18 protein-coding genes are annotated in these 15668 nt (G+C 74.1%); 11 read left to right on the top strand and 7 right to left on the bottom strand.

The annotated features are described in order from the left end of the window. The first annotated feature begins 37 nt into the window (after window positions 1–37). The gene (locus tag IG63_RS0113755) at window positions 38–1432 is read left to right on the top strand and encodes an amidase (protein ID WP_030484933.1); all 1395 of its coding nucleotides are present in this window, start codon (window positions 38–40) and stop codon (window positions 1430–1432) included. A gap of 102 nt (window positions 1433–1534) precedes the next feature. Continuing rightward, a complete protein-coding gene (locus IG63_RS0113750; protein ID WP_084597159.1) occupies window positions 1535–2440 on the top strand; it encodes a DNA-formamidopyrimidine glycosylase family protein in 906 nt (301 codons plus the stop codon). On the opposite strand, the gene IG63_RS0113745 is transcribed toward IG63_RS0113750, so the two are convergent. The 3 genes from IG63_RS0113745 to ku form a co-directional block, all read right to left on the bottom strand. Beyond that, on the bottom strand, window positions 2370–2942 hold the full coding sequence (locus tag IG63_RS0113745; protein ID WP_051706784.1) for a class F sortase: 573 nt from the start codon (window positions 2940–2942) through the stop codon (window positions 2370–2372). The two genes, IG63_RS0113750 and IG63_RS0113745, sit on opposite strands and share 71 nt — an antisense overlap. Continuing rightward, the gene (locus tag IG63_RS0113740) at window positions 2939–4204 is read right to left on the bottom strand and encodes a hypothetical protein (protein ID WP_030484930.1); all 1266 of its coding nucleotides are present in this window, start codon (window positions 4202–4204) and stop codon (window positions 2939–2941) included. Before IG63_RS0113740 ends, IG63_RS0113745 begins: the two co-directional genes overlap by 4 nt. Window positions 4205–4310: 106 nt before the next feature. Continuing rightward, window positions 4311–5285, bottom strand: coding sequence for a non-homologous end joining protein Ku (gene ku, locus IG63_RS0113735; protein ID WP_030484929.1), 975 nt, complete (start codon window positions 5283–5285; stop codon window positions 4311–4313). Window positions 5286–5410: 125 nt separating this feature from the next. Between ku and ligD (IG63_RS0113730) the strand changes: the two genes are divergently transcribed. Together ligD (IG63_RS0113730) and ligD (IG63_RS0113725) are read left to right on the top strand one after the other, a co-directional pair. Further along, window positions 5411–6325, top strand: coding sequence for a non-homologous end-joining DNA ligase (gene ligD, locus IG63_RS0113730; protein WP_030484928.1), 915 nt, complete (start codon window positions 5411–5413; stop codon window positions 6323–6325). Further along, window positions 6325–7248, top strand: coding sequence for a non-homologous end-joining DNA ligase (gene ligD, locus IG63_RS0113725; RefSeq protein ID WP_030484927.1), 924 nt, complete (start codon window positions 6325–6327; stop codon window positions 7246–7248). Before ligD (IG63_RS0113730) ends, ligD (IG63_RS0113725) begins: the two co-directional genes overlap by 1 nt. On the opposite strand, the gene IG63_RS23080 is transcribed toward ligD (IG63_RS0113725), so the two are convergent. Then, window positions 7245–7397 (bottom strand): hypothetical protein, encoded by a 153-nt coding sequence (locus IG63_RS23080; protein WP_169741801.1) that lies wholly within the window; start codon window positions 7395–7397, stop codon window positions 7245–7247. The genes ligD (IG63_RS0113725) and IG63_RS23080 overlap by 4 nt on opposite strands. Window positions 7398–7603: 206 nt before the next feature. Between IG63_RS23080 and IG63_RS0113715 the strand changes: the two genes are divergently transcribed. Continuing rightward, window positions 7604–9040: an aldehyde dehydrogenase family protein gene (locus IG63_RS0113715; protein ID WP_030484926.1), complete on the top strand. Its 1437-nt coding sequence runs from the start codon at window positions 7604–7606 to the stop codon at window positions 9038–9040. Here IG63_RS0113715 and IG63_RS0113710 read toward each other — a convergent pair. From IG63_RS0113710 to IG63_RS0113700, 3 genes are all read right to left on the bottom strand, one after another. After that, entirely contained in the window at window positions 9006–10451 is a 1446-nt protein-coding gene (locus tag IG63_RS0113710; RefSeq protein WP_030484925.1) for an aminotransferase class I/II-fold pyridoxal phosphate-dependent enzyme, read from the bottom strand. The genes IG63_RS0113715 and IG63_RS0113710 overlap by 35 nt on opposite strands. 39 nt (window positions 10452–10490) lie before the next feature. Continuing rightward, window positions 10491–10940 (bottom strand): N-acetyltransferase, encoded by a 450-nt coding sequence (locus IG63_RS0113705; RefSeq protein WP_211249326.1) that lies wholly within the window; start codon window positions 10938–10940, stop codon window positions 10491–10493. 62 nt (window positions 10941–11002) lie between these two features. Beyond that, window positions 11003–11287, bottom strand: a complete 285-nt coding sequence (locus IG63_RS0113700) for a type II toxin-antitoxin system TacA family antitoxin (RefSeq protein WP_030484923.1) — start codon at window positions 11285–11287, stop codon at window positions 11003–11005. Window positions 11288–11468: 181 nt separating this feature from the next. Here IG63_RS0113700 and IG63_RS0113695 point away from each other — a divergent pair, with 181 nt between their 5' ends. From IG63_RS0113695 to IG63_RS0113670, 6 genes are read left to right on the top strand one after another with little or no spacing between them, the layout of a single operon-like run. Further along, window positions 11469–12767: a TadA family conjugal transfer-associated ATPase gene (locus tag IG63_RS0113695; RefSeq protein WP_245604435.1), complete on the top strand. Its 1299-nt coding sequence runs from the start codon at window positions 11469–11471 to the stop codon at window positions 12765–12767. Then, window positions 12767–13627, top strand: coding sequence for a type II secretion system F family protein (locus tag IG63_RS0113690; RefSeq protein ID WP_030484921.1), 861 nt, complete (start codon window positions 12767–12769; stop codon window positions 13625–13627). Before IG63_RS0113695 ends, IG63_RS0113690 begins: the two co-directional genes overlap by 1 nt. Continuing rightward, window positions 13624–14550, top strand: a complete 927-nt coding sequence (locus IG63_RS0113685; protein WP_051706782.1) for a type II secretion system F family protein — start codon at window positions 13624–13626, stop codon at window positions 14548–14550. The genes IG63_RS0113690 and IG63_RS0113685 overlap by 4 nt, the downstream gene beginning before the upstream one ends. Before the next feature lie 28 nt (window positions 14551–14578). Next, a complete protein-coding gene (locus IG63_RS23075; protein WP_169741800.1) occupies window positions 14579–14755 on the top strand; it encodes a hypothetical protein in 177 nt (58 codons plus the stop codon). An 11-nt stretch (window positions 14756–14766) separates the two neighbouring features. Further along, a complete protein-coding gene (locus IG63_RS22215; RefSeq protein WP_169741797.1) occupies window positions 14767–15216 on the top strand; it encodes a TadE/TadG family type IV pilus assembly protein in 450 nt (149 codons plus the stop codon). Then, a complete protein-coding gene (locus tag IG63_RS0113670; protein WP_030484918.1) occupies window positions 15213–15647 on the top strand; it encodes a hypothetical protein in 435 nt (144 codons plus the stop codon). Before IG63_RS22215 ends, IG63_RS0113670 begins: the two co-directional genes overlap by 4 nt. Window positions 15648–15668 lie beyond the last annotated feature (21 nt).

The raw sequence follows: 15668 nt of genomic DNA, 5'->3' as shown, positions 1-15668 counted from the left end.
ACGCCGCCCGGCCACGGGCCGTCGCTACTCTCACGCCGTGGACACCGACCTCATGGATCTCGACGCGGTCTCGCTCGTGCGGCGTACGACGAGTGGGGAGGTCACCGCCGTCGAGCTGGTGGAGGCCTCGCTGGCGCGCATCGCGGAGCGGGACCCAGGGCTCAACGCCTTCTCGGTCGTCCGTCGCGACGCGGCCCTCGCCGAGGCGGCCGAGGTCGACGCCCGCACCGAGCGCGGTCCGCTGCACGGGCTGCCCGTCGCGATCAAGGAGGAGCTCGACGTCGCCGGCTGCGTGACGACCTTCGGGGGCCGGGGCAACAGCACGCCCGCGACCGTCGACTCCGAGATCGTGCGCCGCCTGCGCGCGGCCGGCGCCGTCGTGGTCGGCAAGACCCGGATGCCCGAGTTCGGCCAGTGGCCCTTCACGGAGTCCGCCGACGGCGGCATCACCCGCAACCCGTGGGACCCCACCCGCACCCCGGGTGGGTCCAGCGGCGGCACCGCCGTCGCGGTGGCTGCCGGGATGGTCCCGGTCGGGATCGGCGGCGACGGTGGCGGCTCCATCCGCGTCCCCTCGGCGTGCTGTGGCCTCTTCGGGCTCAAGCCGCAGCGCGGTCGCGCCACGACCTCGCCCATGGAGCACCTGTGGTGGTCGCTGGGCACCGTCGGGCCGCTGACCCGCACGGTCGCCGACTCGGCCCTGGTGCACGACGTCATCGACGGCAACCTCCCCGGCGACCGCTGGACGGCCGAGCCGCCCCCCACCGACTTCGCGACCGCGGCGGCCAGCGAGCCGGGCCGGCTGCGCGTCGGCGTCGTCACCAGGGGCTCCAGCCCTCTGGTCCGGCTCGACCCCGTGCAGGCCGAGGTGGTCCAGGAGTACGCCGCGCTGCTCACGGAGCTGGGTCACGAGGTGCGCGAGCTGGGTGGTCGGCTGCCGGACCCGACGGTGGCCTTCCTGCCCCAGTTCTTCGGCGGCGTGCGGGCCGAGGCCGAGATGGTCGAGCACCCCGAGCGGCTCGAGCCCCGCACCCGCGAGGTACGCCGCCTGGGCGGGTGGGCGCGCCGCGGCGTCGTCGAGCGGGCCATCCGGGCGGGGGAGCGGCTGGGCGACAAGGTCGACGAGCGCTGGTTCGAGGGGTCCGACGCCGTCGACGTGCTGCTCATGCCGACGCTCGCGCACCGTCCGTGCGAGGTGGGTGCGGTCGCGGGTCGTGCCGTGACGATGATGCTGCGCTCCCTGCCGGTCATCGACTTCTGCGCGCTGTGGAACATCACGGGCCATCCCGCCGCGGCCGTGCCCGCGGGCGTGGGTGGCGACGGGCTGCCGCACTCGGTGCAGCTCGTCGGACGCCGTCACGACGAGAGCACGCTGCTCTCGCTCTCCGCCCAGCTCGAGCGCGCCCGGCCGTGGTCGATGCCGGTGCTGTGACGCTGCGGGCGGGTGCGCGAGGGGATGCCGACCGCTGCGGCGGGCACTGGATCGGGGTGAGCCGGCGAGACTGGCCGGCCGGAGCGTGGTGGGAGGTGCGGCGTGCCCGAGGGTGACAGCGTGTGGCTGGTCGCGCGCAAGCTCGACCGGGCGCTGCAGGGGGCGACGGTCACGCGCTCGGACTTCCGGGTGCCGCGGCTGGCCACGCGTGACCTCGCCGGGCGGAGCGTGCTCGAGCACGCCACCCACGGCAAGCACCTGCTGACCCGCTTCTCCGACGACGTCACCCTGCACTCCCACCTGCTGATGGACGGCTCGTGGAAGACGACCGGACCCGGCAAGCGCCTTCCCGGGCGCTTCATGCCGCAGGTGCGGGTGCTGCTGTCCGTCGACAGCGGGCACACGGCGTACGGGCTGAAGGTGCACCGGCTCGAGCTCGTGCGCACCTCCGAGGAGCACCGCGTGGTCGGTCACCTCGGCCCCGACCCGCTGCGCGACGACTGGGACCCCGCGGAGGCCGTACGCCGCCTGCGCGCCGAGCCGGAGCGGCCCTTCGTGGCGGCGCTGCTCGACCAGCGGCTGATGGCCGGGCTGGGCAACCTGTGGGTCAACGAGCTCGCCTTCCTGACCGGCGTGAGCCCGTGGACGCCGATCGGCGAGGTCGACGTGGAGCGCCTGGTCGTGCGGGCCGCCGACGCGCTGCACCGCTCCGCGACCACCAACGGCGCCTACCAGGTCACGACGGGCAACCCGACGCGTGGCGAGACCCACTGGGTCTCGGGCCGGCAGCGCAAGCGGTGCCTGCGGTGCGGCGACCAGGTGCAGATGGTCGAGGAGGTCGCCAACGACCCGGAGCAGCGGCGTACCTGGTGGTGCCCCACGTGCCAGCCCGGCCCCGCACCCGACCCGAGCCGCTCCAGCGTCCCGAGGAGCAGTGCTACACGGTCCGCTTCGCGGTCTGCTTACGCAGGCCCAGCTGCTCGGCGTACACCACCACGTTCTCGGTGAAGTCCTGGCCGTCCCAGCCGGTGCAGGTGATGAGGACGAGCCGGTTGCCGCCGTGGTCCTGGGCGAAGATCTCCTTGTTGGCCGCCGCGAGCTCGGCCTTGGTCAGCGTCTCGGTGCGCTCGACCTCGTAGACCACGCGGCCGGCCTCGGTGCCCAGCGCGATCCGCTCGCCGGCGTCGAGGCGTCCGAGCCGGTCCATCACGCCGCCGCCGTCGTGCACCGTGTGGCCGGTCAGCACGGTCTGGCCGCCCTCGGCGCCGGGCCGGCGCGAGCCCTGCCACCAGCCGACCACCCGCTCGTCGTCGGGCGGGTCGAGCACGCCGTCGTCGTCGAGGCGCACCGGGACGACGGGGGCACGCAGGTCGAGCGACGGCACCACGAGTCTGGTCGGCGTCGCGGGCGCCGACATCGGCGCGAACTCGTCGTCCTCACCGAAGCCGAGCGCGAGCCCGCCCACGAAGAGCGCGACGAGGACGAGCCCGCCGAGCAGCCGGTCGCTCATGCCCGGTGGCGTCGCAGCGCAGACCAGCCGGCGGCTCCCGCGGCTCCGGCACCGACGGCCAGGGTCAGCCAGGGCAGCAGCCCCAGGCCCTGCTCGTCACGCTCGCCCGCCACACCGGCGGAGACCGCGGTCGGGATGCGGGGCTGCGCCGCCGGCGGGGGGGCCGCCTCAGGCTCGGGTGCGGGGGCCGCCTCGGAGACGACCCGGTCGGCCGGGCCGCAGCCCACGGCGCCGACCCGGGCGTCGACGAGCGGGGCGTCGATCGCCTCGGCGGCGGCCGGCAGCACCTGCGCGTGAAGTGCCGTCACGCGGATGGAGTCGCTCGTGGGTCGAGTCTGCTCGTTCAGCGTGATCCGGAGCAGGTTCTCCTCCAGCGGCGCGAGCTGGTCCTCGAGGTTGTCGCGGACGCCGGCGACGAGCTGCTCGCGCAGCTGCGCGACCACGGCCTCGTCGACGTCGGCCAGAGCGCCGTCCAGCCCTACCTGCAGCTGGGTGCTGACGGCGCCGAGCAGGACGTCGAGGACGTCGCTGAGGTCGGTGACCACCTCGGTGTTCGGGGGCGGGTTGGCCGGAAGGCTGACGACCGGGAGGGTCTGCCCGCCACCGACCAGCACGACGCCGGCGTTGGCGATGCTCGCCGAACCGGAGGGCTGGCCGTCGTCGACGGTGCAGCGGCCCTCGATCGCGTCGAAGCGGGCCACCAGGCCCAGCTCGCCGAACTGCTCCTCGAGCGGACCGCGGACCTGGTCGATCGCGGCGTCGACCTGGTCGCGCACGGCGTCGAGCTGATCCGCGCCCTCCAGGACCGGCTCCAGTGCGTCGACCAGCTCCGGCGGCAGCTCGTCGGTGGGAGGCGCCTCCAGTCCGAGGCCGTCGAGGCTCAGGTCGGTCAGCGACCCACTGACGGTGTCGCCGGGAGTCAGGCAGGAGCCGTCGCCGATCTGCACCACACCGCCGCCGGCCCCGGCGACGCCGGCACAGGCGGCCGAGCGGCCGTTGGTCGCGGTGGCCTGCTGGGTCAGCACGCCGAGCTCGACGAAGCCGCCGGAGGGGATCGCGGGCGTGGTCTCGCCCGAGACGCTCTCCTGGCCGTCGTAGGTCGCGGTCACGGTGCCGCTGTCCTGGCCGTTGTCGGCGACGGCCACGGTGAGGGCCGTGGCGTCGGAGCGTGACGTGACGCCGTCGGCGTACGCCGCGACGGGCGCACCGACGACGAGCGCGGCGAGGCCGGCGACCAGGAGTGGTCGTGGACGACGAAGCATGGTGAGTTCCTCCCCGGACGGCGCGCAGCGCGCGCGCCTCCTGCCTGCCCCAACGGCGGGGGGCGGCGGAGGTTACGCCCGGGTAGCACCTCGTGGTGCGCGGACGTCAGCTCGCCTTCTTGGCCTGCTTCTTCGAGGCGGTCTTCTTCGCCGTCTTCTTGGCGGCGGCCTTCTTCGCCGGCGCCTTCTTGGCCGCGGTCTTCTTGGTCGCCTGCTTCTTGGCGGCGGACTTCCTGGTCGCCGGCTTCTCGTCCTCGTCGTCCTCGTCGTCCTCGGCGGAGGCGGCCTCGTCCGCGCTGCCACCCCGCGCCGACTTGGCTGCGTCGACGCTGCGCTGCAGCGCCGCGAGCAGGTCGACGACCTCGCCGCCGGACTTGGTGCTCTCCGGCGTGCGCTTGACCTCGCCGCCCTCGACCTTGGCGGTCACCAGCGCCTCGAGCGCCTCGCGGTAGTCGTCCTCGTACTCGTCGGGTGCGAAGTCGCCGGCGAGCGTCTCGACGAGCATCTTGGCCATCTTGACCTCCGCCGGCTTGGCGTCGGAGGTGTCGACCGAGGCGAAGTCGGGGGAGCGGATCTCGTCGGGCCACATCATCGTCTGCATCACGATGACGTCGTCGCGCACGCGCAGCACGGCCAGCGACATCCGGTTGCGCAGCGAGACCGTCACGAGCGCCATCCGGTCGGCGTCCTGGAGCGCCTCGCGCAGCAGCGCATAGGGCTTGGCGCCGGTGCCCTCGGGCTCGAGGTAGTAGCTCTTCTCGAAGAGCATGGGGTCGACCTGCTCGACGGGGACGAACTTCTCGACGCTGATCTCGCGGCTGCTCTTGGAGGGCAGCTCGGCCATGTCCTCGTCGGTGAGGATGACCATCTCGCCGTCCTCGGTCTGGTAGCCCTTGGCGATGTCGGCGTACTCGACCTCCTCGCCGTCGAGGCTGCAGAGCCGCTGGTAGCGGATGCGGCCGCCGTCCTTGGCGTGCACCTGGCGGAAGGTGACGTCCTTGCTCTCGGTGGCGGCGTAGAGCTTCACGGGCACGCTGACGAGCCCGAAGCTCACCGCGCCCTTCCAGATCGCACGAGGCATCGCTGGTCCGTCCTCTCCCTCAGTGACCCCATAGTGACCCATCCGGGCCTGCACATTCATCCGTCCGGGGCACCGGTGTCGGCTCGGGTGTCGGCCCCGGCTGCCACGATGGCCCGGTGCTGCCGATGCTCGCGACCCGAGGCGACCACGTGCCCACCGGCTCCGGGTGGGCCCACGAGGTCAAGTGGGACGGCATGCGGGTCCTGGTCGAGCACGCGGGCGGTCGGCTGCGGGTCTGGTCGCGCAACGAGAACGACGTGTCGGTCAGCTTCCCCGAGCTGCAGGACCTCGCCCCGCTGCTGCCCGAGGGCACCGTGCTCGACGGCGAGGTGGTCGCGCTCGGCGAGGGCGTGCCGTCCTTCGGCGCGCTGGCCGACCGGATGCACGTGCGCGACGCCACCCGCGCCCGCCGGCTCGCGACCACCAACCCGGTCACACTGCTCGTCTTCGACGTGCTCCGCGTGGCCGGCGACGACCTGCTCGCCCGGCCGCTCGCGGAGCGGCGCCAGCGGCTGCTGGCGCTGGGGCTCGACGACGTCGCCTGGCAGGTGCCCCCGCAGTACGCCGACGGGCCGACGCTGCTGGCCGCGGCCGAGGAGCAGGGCCTGGAGGGCATCGTCAGCAAGCGGCTCGCGGCGGCGTACCACCCGGGGCGGCGCAGCCGCGACTGGCTGAAGTTCCCGATCCGCCCGACCGCGTCGTACGTCGTGGGCGGCTTCCGGTGGGAGACCGGCTCCGCCCACCGCCTGGGCGCGCTGCTGGTGGGGGAGCCCGGACCCGACGGCCTGCGCTACCGCGGCCGGGTGGGCAGCGGCGTGAGCGGGCGCGCCGGCGTGCTGCTGGCCGAGCTGCTGGAGCCGCTGCGCACCACGACCGCGCCCTTCGCCGACGAGGTGCCGCGCGTCGACCGGGCCGGCACCGAGTGGGTCGAGCCGCAGCTCGTGGTCGACGTGCAGTACCTCAAGCTGACCACCGACGGCCGGCTGCGGCAGCCGGCCTACCGCGGCGTACGCCGCGACCTCGAGGCAGGAGACCTGTAGTGGCCAAGCAGGAGCGCACCGAGACCCCGGTCGAGGTCGACGGCCGCGTGCTGACGCTGGTCAACCTCGAGAAGGTGATGTACCCGCGCACCGGCACCACCAAGGCCGAGGTGCTGCAGTACTACGCCCAGGTCGCGCCGGTGATGCTGCCGCACCTCGCCGACCGCGCGGTCACCCGCATCCGCTGGCCGCACGGCACCGGCGACAAGTCCTTCTTCGAGAAGAACGCGCCCTCCGGCACGCCGTCGTGGGTGCGCACGGTGACCGTGCCCACCACCGGCTCGCGCACGGCGTCGAAGGAGGAGGGCGAGCTGCGCTTCCCGGTGGTCGACGACCTGGCCACCCTCACCTGGCTGGTCAACCTCGCGGCGCTGGAGCTGCACGTGCACCAGTGGACCGTCACCGCCCGAGGCCGCCCCCGCAACCCCGACCGGCTCGTCGTCGACCTCGACCCCGGCGAGCCCGCCGGCCTGGGGGAGTGCGCCCAGGTGGCGCTGCTGGTGCGGGAGCGGCTGGCGGCAGACGGGCTGCGCTGCACGCCGGTGACCAGCGGCTCCAAGGGTCTGCACGTGTACGCCGCCCTCGACGGCCGGCGCAGCACCGACGAGGTGCGCGACTACGCCAAGCAGGTCGCCGAGGAGCTCGAGGGCTCCCACCGGCAGCTGGTGGTCTCGCAGATGACCAAGGCGCGGCGCGGCGGCAAGGTCTTCCTCGACTGGTCGCAGAACACCGGCTCCAAGACCACGATCGCGCCGTACTCCCTGCGGGGCCGCGAGCTGCCCCTGGTGGCCGCCCCGCGCACCTGGGCCGAGGTGGAGGCGGGGGCCGACGACCCGCTGGCACTGGAGCACCTGCGGATGGAGGAGGTGCTGGAGCGGGTCGCCGACCTCGGCGACGTCTTCGACGCGGAGGCCGATGCCTAGGAGCGCCGGGTCATCACCATGGCCACGAGACCACCGGCGAAGATCAGCAGGCCGACGAGGGCCAGGAAGAGCAGGCTCGCGGGCGCGCCGACGTCCGGCAGGACCGTGGTCAAGGAGTGCGCGGGCAAGGTGTGCGCCAGGGATGGCACGTGCCGCTCCTCTCCACCCCCCACGAGTGTGATCGGCGCCACCCTAGGTCGAACTCGTCGATCTGCGGCGATGGCACCGCAAGAATCTCGAAAGTACCCCGAACCTCGCGCGGACGAAGCCATCGACATCGGGAGGAATCCGCCCGTCGTAGTGTGGTGACCGTCACGTCGAGTGCGGCCCCGGGGCCGCGCGGAGGAGGTCCACCGTGCAGCTGCGCGACCAGGTCTACGTCGACGGCACCTGGGTGCCCTCGACCGGGAGCGGCGTCATCGACGTCGTCGACGCCAGCACCGAGGAGGTCTACGGCCAGGTGGCCGACGGCACCGCCGACGACGTCGACCGTGCCGTCGCGGCGGCGGTCGCGGCCTTCGAGGGCTGGTCCCAGGCGCCGCGCGACGAGCGGCTGAAGGTGATGCAGGCGGTCGCCCAGGGCCTGGCCGACCGCAGCGACGACATCGCCGAGACGATCGCCCACGAGGTCGGCATGCCCGTGAAGTGGGCCCGCCGGATCCAGGCCGGGCTGCCGGTGGCCAACGCGCAGGCCCAGGTGCAGCTGCTGTCGGACCTGGAGACCGAGCAGCGGATCGGCAGCTCGCTCGTGGTGCGCGAGCCCATCGGCGTGGTCGGGTGCATCACGCCGTGGAACTACCCGCTGCACCAGGTCGTCAACAAGGTGCTGCCCGCCATCGCGGTCGGCTGCACCGTCGTCCTCAAGCCCAGCGAGGTGGCGCCGCTCTCGGCGTACCTCTTCGCCGAGGTGCTCGACGAGGCCGGCGTGCCGCCCGGCGTCTTCAACCTCGTCAGCGGCACCGGCGCCGTCGTGGGGGAGGCCATCGCCTCGCACCCCGACGTCGACATGGTCTCCTTCACCGGCTCGACCGCCGCGGGCAAGAGGGTCAGCGAGCTGGCCGCGCAGACCGTCAAGCGCGTCGCGCTCGAGCTCGGCGGCAAGTCGGCCAACGTCTTCCTCGACGACGCCGACTTCGCCAGGGCCGTGCCACCGGGGGTGCGCCACGGCTGCTTCATCAACTCGGGCCAGACCTGCTCGGCGCTGACGCGCATGCTGGTGCCGCGCGAGCGCCAGGCCGAGGTCGTCGAGCTGGCCCGGCAGACCGCCGAGTCGATCGTGCTCGGCCCGGCCGCGAGCGAGGAGTCCGACCTCGGGCCGCTCGTCTCGGCCACCCAGCGCGACCGCGTGCGCGGCTACATCCAGCGCGGCATCGACGAGGGCGCCACCCTCGTCACCGGTGGCGTCGAGCCACCCGACGGCCTCGAGACCGGCTACTTCGTGCGGCCCACCGTCTTCGCCGACGTCACCAAGGACATGACGATCGCGCAGGAGGAGATCTTCGGCCCCGTGCTCGTGGTGATGCCCTACGACGACGAGGAGGAGGCGCTCGAGATCGCCAACTCGACCGTCTACGGCCTCGCCGGCGGGGTGCAGTCGGGCTCGCTGGAGCGGGCCACGGCCTTCGCGCGGCGGATGCGCACCGGCCAGGTCGAGGTCAACGGCGGCGCCTTCAACATCCAGGCGCCCTTCGGCGGCTACCGGCAGTCCGGCAACGGTCGCGAGCTCGGCCCCTTCGGGCTCGAGGAGTTCCTCGAGGTCAAGAGCCTGCAGCTGCCGAAGTCGAAGGGCTGACCACCCGCAGGGTCGCGAGGGTCGGGTCGGCGGCGTAGGCGATGCGGACGCCGGAGGCACGTGCCTCGCGCAGCTCCGCCAGCGCGGCGGCGGTGACCCGCTCGCCGGGGGCGAGCACCGGGATCCCCGGCGGGTAGGGCGCGACCAGCTCGGCGCACACGTGCCCGACCGCCTCGTCGGACGGCACGGTCTCGTGCGCCGCGAAGTACGCCGTGCGCGGCGGCAGCACGGGCTCCGGCGTCACGGCGTACGCCGCAGGTCCGACGACCGCGCGCGGCTCGCCGCGGTAGCGCTCGACCGACGCCACCAGCACGGTGGTGAGCGCGTCGAGGGACTGCGTCGTGTCGGCGAGCGAGACCACCGCCACCACCAGGTCGCGCTCGGCCGCCTCCACCGGCAGCCCGGCCGCCAGCAGGTCGCGCTCCACGGCGATGCCGTCGGCGCCGGTGCCGTGCAGCAGCACCGTCAGCTTGAGCGGGTCGACATTGGGGCCGTGGAGCACCGCCAGCCCCTCGACCTCGGCGAGCCGGCGCCGCGCCACGCGGGTCGCCTCGACGACCGGGCCGAGCAGGCGCTCGCCGTCGCGCTCGAGCAGGGCGCGGGCGGCGTCGATGCTGGCCAGCACGGCCCCCGCCGGGCTGGTGGTGGCGGTGGCCTCGACCCCGGCGTCGAGCCGGGCGGCGTCGACCCGCTCGGTGCGAGCGAGCACCAGCGCCGCCTGGCTCCAGGCGGGCAGGGTCTTGTGGGCGCTGGTGACCACGACGTCGGCGCCGAGCTGGAGCGCGTGGCGCGGCAGGTCGGGGTGGAAGCCGAAGTGCGCCGCCCAGGCGGCGTCCACCACGAGCGGGACGCCGTGGCGGTGCGCCACGTCGGCGAGACCGGCCACGTCGCCGACCGTGCCGACGTACGACGGGTCGCCGACGAGCACCGCCACGGCCTCGGGGTGCTCGGCCAGCACCCGCGCCACCTCCGCGGGCGGCACGCCGAGCGGCAGGCCCGTGGCCGGGTCGACGTCCGGGCGCACCCAGACCGGCTCCAGGCCCGCCAGCACCAGGCCGAGCAGCAGCGAGCGGTGCAGCGTGCGGCTCACCACGACGCGGTCGCCCTCGCGGCCCAGCGCGAGCGCCACCGCCTGGTTGGCGTGGGTGGCGCCCCCGGTGGAGAAGCGGCACAGGTCGGCGCCCCACAGCCGCGCCGCCCGCGCCTCGGCCTCGACCAGCACCCCGGCGGCGAGCTTCATCGTGTCGAGCCCGGCGTAGAGCGGCACGTCTCCGGCCACCACGTCGCCGACCAGGTCGTGCCGCTGCTTGTGCCCCGGGATCGTGAAGGGCGTGGGCGCCTGCTCGTGGAAGCGGAGCCAGGCGTCGAGCAGCGGCGCGTCGTCGCGCAGCCCGCGCGGGTCAGTGGGCATGTGGTCCATCCTCCCCGCGGGGTGCCCGGTAGGCGGCGGTCACAGGCCCGCGATGGTGCGCTTGATGTCCTTGAGCATCAGCACCAGGTGCAGGTTGTCGGTCGGGCTCTGCTCGAGCTCGGGGACGAGATGCCGGTAGAAGGCGCGAGCGTCGGCCGACTCCGCGTGCACGAGCAGCCCGCGGCACCCGATCTCGGCCGACAGGGCAGCCACGCGGGTGATGACGTCGACCAGCAACCCCGCACCGAGTCCCTGGCCCTCGTGGTCCACGTCGACACCGAGGCGGGCGAGGAGGGCCACTGGCTGCGGGTACCGCCCGGCGCCCTTCCGCATCCGCTCCGGAGTGGCGGCGGCGACCAGCTGGGCCATGCACCAGGCGTAGTACGCCACCACGCGGTCGTCGCCAGGCTCGGTGACCACGAAGACCTTCGTGGTCCCCATCGAGGCCGACTGCCGTGCGAAGCGCCGCAGCCAGGCTGTCTGCTCCACTGAGCCGCACGTGAAGTCGGCGATGTCGTGAGAGGAGTCGAGTGGGACCGGTCCCCTGTAGGTCACGGGGCGAAGGGCGACGGGCGGGTCAGCAGCTGAGCCAGACCGGGCAGCTCGCGTGCCGGCCGCTCGTTGAGGGCGTCCCACGCCTCCAGCGCCGTGGGTTCCAGTCCGAAGGACTGCCGGTCGCTGAGCACGCGTCGCGCTGCCTCCGAGGCGTGGGCGACCACGAACTCGGTGAGGTCGGTGCCGGACGCCGCAACCGCGCGGTCGATGAGCGCACGCTCCTCCTCCGTGGTGCGCAGCTCCAGTCGACGATTGCGCCGGCGCGTGGCCCCCTCGGTCATGCCGGGTTCCTTCCTCACTCCAGTTCAACGTACGGCCAGTGTACGTCCATCTGGAGAATGTCGGGGACGCGTGATCCAGGAGTGGCGGCTCGGCACGCGAGTGGTGCCTGGGACCGAGAGTTGTCCACAGATCGGTCGGAGGTGGTTTCGGCCGCGTCGGGCCGCGGGTAGACCTGCGCGCATGTCGGTGCAGGTCACAGGGGTGTCCGGGGGTGCGGGGCGACGTCCCCGTGCGTCGGTCGGCGACCTGATGACGCTGCTCGACGACGAGGTGCGTGCCGTCGTACGCCGTGACGGCGTCGACCCGCAGGTCGATGCCGCTCGCGTACGACGCATCGCCGAGCAGGTGGTCGCCGCCCACGACCAGCGCAGCCTCACCGGCGTGGTGGCGCCGGTGCCGGACCCTGACGGCGCGGTCTCCGAGCTGGTCGCGCGGGTCTCCGGCTTCGGTCCGCTGCAGCGCTTCCTCGACGACCCCACGGTCGAGGAGATCTGGATCAACCAGCCGCACCGCGTCTTCGTCGCGCGTCACGGCCGTCACGAGCTGACCAACGTCGTGCTCACGCGGGTGGAGGTGCAGGAGCTGGTCGAGCGGATGCTGAAGGCGAGCGGACGCCGCATCGACGTGAGCCAGCCCTTCGTCGACGCGATGCTGCCGCAGGGCCACCGGCTGCACGTCGTGCTCGAGGGGATCAGCCGCGACTTCGCGGCCGTCAACCTGCGCAAGTTCGTGCTGCGCGCGGCGCGTCTCTCCGACCTCGTGGCGCTGGGCTCGCTGACCGAGCAGGCGGCGCGCTTCCTCGAGGCCGCGGTGCTCGCGGGGCAGAACATCCTGGTGGCGGGGTCGACCCAGGCGGGCAAGACCACGATGCTCAACTGCCTGGCAGCGGCGATCCCGGGCGGGGAGCGGGTGGTCTCGGCCGAGGAGGTCGCGGAGCTCAACTTCGTGCACCCCGACCACGTGCAGCTGCAGACCCGGCAGGCGGGTCTCGAGGGAACGGGCGAGGTGACGCTGCGCGATCTCGTGCGCGAGTCGCTGCGGATGCGCCCGACCCGGATGATCGTCGGCGAGGTGCGCGGGCCGGAGAGCCTCGACCTGCTGCTGGCGCTCAACTCCGGTCACCCGGGCATGGCGACGCTGCACGCCAACAGCGCCCGGGAGGCGCTGGTCAAGCTCTGCACCCTGCCGCTGCTGGCGGGGGAGAACATCTCCTCGCGCTTCGTGGTGCCCACGGTGGCGAGCTCGGTCGACCTGGTCGTGCACCTGGGCATCGACACCGGCGGCACCCGACGGGTCCGCGAGATCGTCGCCGTGCCGGGGCGGGTGGAGCACGACATCGTCGAGACCGAGCCGGTCTTCGACCGCAGCGACGGCGAGCTGCGGACGACGGGCGGGATGCCCGGACGGCTCGAGTCCTTCGCCCGCGCGGGCATCGACGTCCACCGGCTGCTGCACGACACCACGGTCGGGGGGCAGTGATGGGCGCGCTGCTGGGTCTCGTCCTCGGGCTGGGGCTGCTGCTGGTCTGGTCGTCCACCTGGCCTCCGCAGGTCGTGACCGGCACGTCGGGTCGGCGGCGTACGCCGCGGCTGCGACCGCTGCTCGTCAGCGCCGGGTTGCGCGACGTCGGCGTCGGGGCGTTCCTCACCGTCTGCGCGGTCTCGGCCACGGCCTGCGCCACGGTGGTGCTGCTCGCCTCGCGCACGCCGCCGGTCGCGCTGGTCTTCGGCCTGATGGGTGGCTACCTCCCCGTCGCGCTCGTGCGGGGCCGTGCCGAGCGACGGCTCCGCGAGCTCGCCGAGGTCTGGCCCGAGGCGGTCGACAACCTCGCCTCGGCGGTCCGCGCCGGTCTGTCGCTGCCCGAGGCCCTGGGCGGCCTCGCCGAGCGGGGCCCGGAGCCTCTGCGCCCGGCCTTCCGCGACTTCGCGGTCGACTACCAGGCGGGTGGACGCTTCTCCGACGCCCTCGACCGGCTCAAGGAGCGGCTCGCCGACCCGGTCGGCGACCGCGTGGTGGAGAGCCTGCGCGTCGCGCGCGAGGTAGGCGGCGGTGACCTCGGGCGACTGCTGCGGACGCTGTCGGGCTACCTGCGCGACGACGCCCGCACCCGTGCGGAGCTGCAGTCGCGGCAGTCGTGGACGGTCAACGGCGCCCGGCTCGCGGTGGCGGCGCCGTGGCTGGTGCTGCTGATGCTCTGCTTCCAGCCGGAGGTGATCCAGCGCTACGCCACACCGGCCGGGGTGGTCGTGCTCGGCACCGGCGCAGCGCTGTGCGCGGTCGCCTACCGGCTGATGGTGCGGATCGGCCGGCTCCCGTCGGAGCGGAGGATCCTCGCGTGAGCGCGCTGGTCGGCGGACTGCTCGGGCTAGCGCTGGGCGTCGGCCTGCTGCTGGTGGCCCTCGCCGTGCTCGACGCGCGGCGTACGCCGATCGAGGTGCGGGTGCTGCCCTATCTCCGCGACCTGCCGCGCCCCTCGACGCTGCCCGCGCCCGTGCGTCCGGGCAACGCCTTCGCCGCCGTCTTCGGGCCGCCGCTGGCAGCCGCGGGCCGGACCGTGGAGCGGGTGCTCGGCGGCGCCACGTCGATCCGCCGTCGGCTCGAGCGAGCCGGGTTGGCGACCGACGTCGCGCAGTTCCGCGTCGAGCAGGTGCTGTGGGGACTCGCGGGCTTCACCCTGCTCGCGGTGCCCTCCGGGGTGGTCGCGGCGGCGTCGCCGGAGCGGGCCGTACCGCTGATGGTCGTGTGCCTGATCGCCTTCGCGCTCGGCGTGCTGCTCCGGGAGAACAGGCTGACCGCGCAGGTGGCTGCTCGGGAGCGCGCGATCCTGCAGGAGTTCCCGACGATCGCCGAGCTGCTCTCGCTCGCGGTGGCCGCGGGGGAGAGCCCGGTCTCGGCGCTCGACCGGGTCTGCCGCCGCAGCCGCGGTGCGCTCTCCGAGGAGCTTCGCCGCGTCCTCGCCGACGTGCGCACCGGCACCCCGCTCACCCGGGCCTTCGACGAGATGGCCGCCCGCTCCGGGCTCGCCGTGGTCTCGCGCTTCGCCGAGGGCCTGGCCGTCGCCGTCGAGCGCGGCACACCGGTGACCGACGTGCTGCACGCCCAGGCCGGCGACGTGCGTGAGGCCTCGCGGCGCGCGCTGATCGAGTCCGGTGCCCGCCGCGAGGTCCTGATGATGGTCCCGGTGGTCTTCCTGGTGCTCCCGACCGTCGTCGTCTTCGCCTTCTGGCCCGGCCTCGTCGGCCTGCGGCTCGTCGTCCCCTGACCTTCCCGCACGATCCCTGGAGGAACCCATGCACGACCTGACCCGACTGCTGCGGGGCACGCGCCCGCGTGACGAGCGCGGCGACGTGCCCGGATGGGTGCTGATCACCGTGATGACCGCCGGCCTCGTCGCCGGCATCTGGGCGATCGCCGGGAGCCAGCTCGGCGCGATGCTGCGTGCTGCGCTCTCGTCGGTCACCGGCTGAGACCCCACGTCGTGACCGCTCGGCGCGAAGGCTGTGCCGTCTGGCTCTCTCGTCGGTCACCGGCTGGGGCCGAGCGCGAGGACGGTGCCGCCGTCGTCGACTTCGTGCTCGTCAGCCTCGTGCTCGTGCCGCTCGTGCTCGGCCTGCTGCAGGTCGGGCTGGTGCTGCACGTGCGCAATACCCTCGTCGCCGCCGCCACCGAGGGGGCGCGCTACGGCGCCACCGTCGACCGCAGTCCCGCCGACGGCGCCGCCCGCACCCGCACCCAGGTCGACGACGCCGTGGCCGCCCGCTTCGCGCGCGACGTGAGCGCCTCGCGCACCACCGTCGACGGCGTCCCCGCCGTCGTGGTGCGGGTGCGCGCCGACGTGCCCCCGCTGGGGCTGTGGGGACCGCCCGTGCGCCTCGACGTCGCCGGCCACGCGGTGCAGGAGCCCGACCTGCCGGTGGGGGAGCCGTGAGGCGAGAGGAGCAGGGGACGGCGCTCGTCGAGATGGTGTGGCTGGCGATCCTGCTGCTCGTGCCCCTGCTGTACGTCGTGCTGACCGCCTTCGAGGCCCAGCGCGAGGCGTACGCCGCGTCGGCCGCGGCGAGGAGCGCGGGACGTGCCTTCGTCACCGCCCCCGACCAGGGGTCGGCGCACGCGCGGGCCCGGGCCGCCGCCCGGCTCGCCTACCAGGACCAGGGCATCGAGGAGCCGCCCGCGCTCCGCATCACCTGTGACCCTTCCCCGCGCGCGTGCCTGACGCCGGGGTCGGTGGTGCGCGCGGAGGTGCAGTCGAGGGTCACGCTCCCGCTGCTGCCGGCGGTCTTCGGGTCGCAGTCGCCGGGGATCGAGGTCGACGCCGCGCACGAGGCGCCGTACGGCGAGTTCCGAGAGGCCCGCCCGTGAGGCGAGCCCCCAGGGATGAGC

It is taken from the genome of Nocardioides aequoreus, from assembly GCF_000720335.1.
GTDB lineage: Bacteria > Actinomycetota > Actinomycetes > Propionibacteriales > Nocardioidaceae > Marmoricola > Marmoricola aequoreus.
This window is presented reverse-complemented; position numbering and strand designations above follow the sequence as displayed.

Coding starts and splice junctions, on each gene's coding strand:
- IG63_RS0113690 (WP_030484921.1), top strand. CDS start 12,767: ATGGGCGCGCTGCTGGGTCTCGTCCTCGGGCTGGGGCTGCTGCTGGTC.
- ku (WP_030484929.1), bottom strand. CDS start 5,285: ATGCCTCGTGCGATCTGGAAGGGCGCGGTGAGCTTCGGGCTCGTCAGC.
- IG63_RS0113700 (WP_030484923.1), bottom strand. CDS start 11,287: ATGACCGAGGGGGCCACGCGCCGGCGCAATCGTCGACTGGAGCTGCGC.
- IG63_RS0113695 (WP_245604435.1), top strand. CDS start 11,469: ATGTCGGTGCAGGTCACAGGGGTGTCCGGGGGTGCGGGGCGACGTCCC.
- ligD (WP_030484928.1), top strand. CDS start 5,411: ATGCTCGCGACCCGAGGCGACCACGTGCCCACCGGCTCCGGGTGGGCC.
- IG63_RS0113745 (WP_051706784.1), bottom strand. CDS start 2,942: ATGAGCGACCGGCTGCTCGGCGGGCTCGTCCTCGTCGCGCTCTTCGTG.
- IG63_RS0113710 (WP_030484925.1), bottom strand. CDS start 10,451: ATGCCCACTGACCCGCGCGGGCTGCGCGACGACGCGCCGCTGCTCGAC.
- IG63_RS0113740 (WP_030484930.1), bottom strand. CDS start 4,204: ATGCTTCGTCGTCCACGACCACTCCTGGTCGCCGGCCTCGCCGCGCTC.
- IG63_RS23075 (WP_169741800.1), top strand. CDS start 14,579: ATGCACGACCTGACCCGACTGCTGCGGGGCACGCGCCCGCGTGACGAG.